The organism is Rhodopseudomonas sp. (assembly GCF_048594845.1).
In the GTDB taxonomy this organism is placed as follows: domain Bacteria; phylum Pseudomonadota; class Alphaproteobacteria; order Rhizobiales; family Xanthobacteraceae; genus Rhodopseudomonas.
In genome coordinates, this window is sequence record NZ_JBMDXE010000142.1 from 1 (window position 1) to 4,112 (window position 4,112).

3 protein-coding genes are annotated in these 4,112 nt (G+C 63.3%); all 3 read right to left on the bottom strand.

What is annotated here, in order from left to right:
• Positions 1-394 precede the first annotated feature (394 nt).
• The gene (locus tag ACOJTD_RS08530) at positions 395-1,156 is read right to left on the bottom strand and encodes an ABC transporter permease (protein ID WP_420132488.1); all 762 of its coding nucleotides are present in this window, start codon (positions 1,154-1,156) and stop codon (positions 395-397) included.
• Positions 1,157-1,158: 2 nt separating this feature from the next.
• Positions 1,159-2,079, bottom strand: a complete 921-nt coding sequence (locus tag ACOJTD_RS08535) for an ABC transporter ATP-binding protein (protein WP_420132486.1) — start codon at positions 2,077-2,079, stop codon at positions 1,159-1,161.
• Between the two features lie 348 nt (positions 2,080-2,427).
• The coding region (locus ACOJTD_RS08540; protein WP_420132487.1) for an ATP-dependent helicase at positions 2,428-4,112 on the bottom strand (1,685 nt) is incomplete at its 5' end.

The following is a 4,112-nucleotide window of genomic DNA, read 5'->3' on the forward strand; positions in this document are numbered from 1 at the left end:
ACGCGGGAGAGTAGGTCGCTGCCAGGCCTGCAAAGGACAATGCCTCAATCACGATGACACAATACACCCAGACAAAACGCCGCCTCCAAAAGAGGCGGCGTTGCGCGTTGGGCCAGCGCCGAAACGGTGCGGCGAGGACAGCTGTTAGCGTCGGCCTTTAATTGCCCGCACTCGCACGTGCGGTCTCTATGAGACTGGCCGGTGGAGCTCAGTGAGGCAATCGGTCGAGGTCTTTGAAGCTTCGATGCAAAGCATGGAAGACCTGGGTCCGCTTAAGCAGGGCGCTGGATCGGGCTCCAACATCCTGAGGATCGCATCCCACATGTCGCGACGATGAAAGCCTTCGTCGTGCGTTCGCGAGAACCGCGCAGGCGTTCTTTCACGGTGCGCGGCGTCAGGCTTTCAGGCGGTAGCCGGTCTTGAAGATCCACCATACGACCGCCATGCAGAGCAGCAAAAAGCCGCATGTCGCAGCGACGCTGACGGCGATGTCGACGTCGGCGATTTCGTAGAAGCTCCAGCGGAAGCCGGAGACGAGATAGACGACCGGGTTGAACAGGGCGATCTTCTGCCAGAGCGGGGGCAGCATCGAGATTGAATAGAAGCTGCCGCCGAGGAAGGTCAGCGGCGTGATCACCAGCAGCGGAATCACCTGCAATTTCTCGAAGCCGTCGGCCCAAATTCCGATGATGAAGCCGAACAGGCTGAACGCCACCGCCGTCAGCACCAGGAAGCCGAGCATCCACACGGGATGCGCGATGTGGAGCGGCACGAACAGTCCGGCCGTGGCGAGGATGATCAGGCCGAGAATGATCGACTTGGTCGCCGCTGCGCCGACGTAGCCGAGCGCGATCTCGAGAAATGACGCCGGCGCCGACAGGATCTCGTAAATCGTGCCGGTGAATTTCGGGAAGTAGATGCCGAACGAGGCGTTGGCGACGCTTTGCGTCAGCACGCTCAGCATGATCAGGCCGGGCACGATGAAAGTGCCGTAGCTCACGCCCTCGACCTGGTCGATGCGCGAGCCGATCGCCGCGCCGAACACGATGAAATACAGCGAGGTCGACAGCACCGGCGATACGATGCTCTGCATCAGCGTGCGCCAGGTCCGCGCCATTTCGAAGAGGTAGATCGCTTTGACGGCGCGGAAGTTCATGGTCATGCGTGCACCAGACTGACGAAGATCTCTTCAAGCGACGACTGGCTGGTGTCGAGATCGTGGAAACGGATGCCGGCGGCGCGCACGTCGGCGAGGAGGGCGGTGATGCCGGTGTGCTCGGCGCGAGTGTCGTAGGTGTAGACCAGTTTGCTGCGATCGTCGGACAGGGTCAGATCGTAGTCCGCGAGCGTCGTAGGGACGGCCTCGATCGGCGCGTCGAGGTGCAGCTTGAGCTGCTTCTTGCCGAGCTTCTGCATCAGTGCAGACTTCTGCTCGACCAGAATCAATCGGCCATTGTTGATGACGCCGACGCGGTCGGCCATCTCCTCGGCTTCCTCGATGTAGTGCGTGGTGAGGATGATGGTGACGCCGGTCGCCTTCAGCGCCCGCACAACTTCCCACATGCCCTTGCGCAGTTCGACGTCGACGCCGGCGGTCGGCTCGTCGAGGAACAGCACCTGCGGCTCGTGGCTCAGCGCCTTGGCGATCATCACCCGGCGCTTCATGCCGCCGGACAGCGTAATGATCTTGCTGTCCTTGCGGTCCCACAGCGACAGGTCGCGCAGAACCTTCTCGATATGCGCGGGATTCTTCGGCTTGCCGAACAGGCCGCGACTGAAGCTGACCGTGTCCCAAACCGATTCGAACGCATCGGTATGCAGCTCCTGCGGTACCAGCCCGATCATCGACCGCGCCGCGCGATAGTCGGCGACGATGTCGTGCCCGCCCACTGCGACGCTCCCGGTGCTCGGATTGACCAGGCCGCAGATGGTGCCGATCAGCGTCGTCTTGCCGGCCCCGTTCGGCCCAAGCAGCGCAAAGATCTCGCCGGCCATGATGTCGAGATTGATCCCATCGAGCGCCTTGCGGCCGGTGCCGTAGGTCTTGCTCAGGGTTTTGACGGAAATAATAGGGGCCATGCGGGCTCGCGAGACTTCGGGCGCGGGGATCACGGAACGCTGCCGGACGTGCGGGCGGCTTACATAAGGACGGCCGAGGCGCGACGCAACCGACAGGGATATGTGGCCTGAACAGAAAAAGGTCGGCCGTTTCGAGGAGGCTAGGCCGATGAGCAAGCCGGGAGTCTTGCGCGAGCTGAGTCGCGCGGCACGCAATAGTTGGAGAGCTATCCGTCTTCCGCGGCAGCCGATGACTCGATCAACACGACGACCGCAGTCTTGCTCGACGCGATGAAGTCTGGATCCTTGTTCAATTCGTCGATGGTGCGCGGCGGATTGAGAACGATTGTGCCATCCGGATCTTCGGCTCTAGACCCGCTCTACGAAGCTATCGACCACCTTCTTCTCGCCAGCCTTGTCGAAGGCGATGGTGAGTTTGTTGCCGTCGATCTTTGTGACGTGGCCGTAGCCGAATTTCTGATGGAAGACGCGGTCCTGCAGCGAGAAAGCCGACTCGGTGCCCGTGGATTTCGCAACCAGCTCGCCTTCTATGGTGAAGGGGGCGCGGCGGGTGTTGCCCGATGAGTAGGATGCACCGGCCTCGCCGAAGCCGCCGCTGCGGCCGCCATTGCCGCCTCCGCGGCTGCGTTGCGCTTGGGCGCGTTGCCAGCCCGGCGTCGAGTAGCTCGAACCGAAGGATTCGACATTGTCGAAGCGCGACGGGCCGTAGCCGCTCATTCCGCCCCAGCCGGAGCCGCCCTTCGATTCGGTGATCTCGACATTGGCCGACGGCAGTTCGTCGAGGAAGCGCGACGGGATGGTCGTATTCCAGGTCCCGTGGATGCGGCGGTTCGTGGCGAAGTACAGCTTGGCGCGTTTGCGGGCGCGCGTGATGCCGACATGGGCGAGGCGGCGTTCTTCTTCGAGGCCGGCGCGGCCCTGTTCGTCGAGCGCGCGCTGGTGCGGAAACAAGCCTTCCTCCCAGCCGGGCAGAAACACGGTTTCGAATTCCAGACCTTTGGCGGAGTGCAGCGTCATCACGCTGACGGCGTCTTCGTCCGCGCCGCCGTCCCGGTCCATCACCAGCGAGATGTGCTCGAGGAAGCCCTGCAGGTTCTCGAACTCCTCCATCGAGCGGACGAGTTCTTTGAGGTTTTCGAGCCGGCCGGCGGCATCGGCGGAGCGATCCTTTTGCCACATCTCTGTGTAGCCGCTCTCGTCGAGCACGATCTCGGCGAGCTCGGTATGGGGGAGCGCGTCGCGCTGCACCTGCCAGCGTTCGAAATTCTCGACGACGCCGCGCAGGCTGCTGCGCGCCTTCGGCTTCAGCTCGTCGGTTTCGATCACCATCCGTGCCGCTTCGAACAGCGGCATCTTGCGCTTGCGGGCGTGGTCGTGCAGCAGCTGCACGGTGGCATCGCCGAGACCGCGCTTCGGTACGTTGACGATGCGTTCGAAGGCGAGGTCGTCGGCCGGCGAATTGATCACCCGCAAATAAGCCAGCGCGTCCCGGATCTCGGCGCGCTCGTAGAATCGCGGACCGCCGATCACCCGATAGGGCAGGCCGAGAGTGACGAAGCGATCTTCGAACTCGCGCATCTGGAATGACGCACGCACCAGGATGGCGATCTCGTTCAGCGCATGGCCCTGACGCTGCAGCTGCTCGATCTCCTCGCCGATGCCGCGGGCTTCCTCTTCCGAATCCCACGCGCCAGTGACGGTGACCATCTCGCCATCGACGTCCTCCGTGCGTAGCGTCTTGCCGAGCCGGCCTTCATTGTGGGCGATCAAATGCGAGGCAGCGGCGAGGATGTGGCCGGTCGAGCGATAGTTGCGCTCGAGGCGAATGACCTTGGCGCCGGGAAAGTCGTGGTCGAAGCGCAGGATGTTATCCACCTCGGCGCCGCGCCAGCCATAGATCGACTGATCGTCGTCGCCGACACAGCAGATGTTTTTGGGGGGCGCGGATGCCGCTTGTGCAGCTTGCTCCCTCTCCCCGCGCGCGGGGAGAGGGCTGGGGTGAGGGGGCGTCTCCCCCGCCTGAGAGTCCGCGA

What these genes read in the sequence shown, in the direction of transcription:
- ACOJTD_RS08530 (WP_420132488.1), bottom strand. Translation starts at nt 1,156, where the DNA reads ATGAACTTCCGCGCCGTCAAAGCGATCTACCTCTTCGAAATGGCGCGG.
- ACOJTD_RS08535 (WP_420132486.1), bottom strand. Translation starts at nt 2,079, where the DNA reads ATGGCCCCTATTATTTCCGTCAAAACCCTGAGCAAGACCTACGGCACC.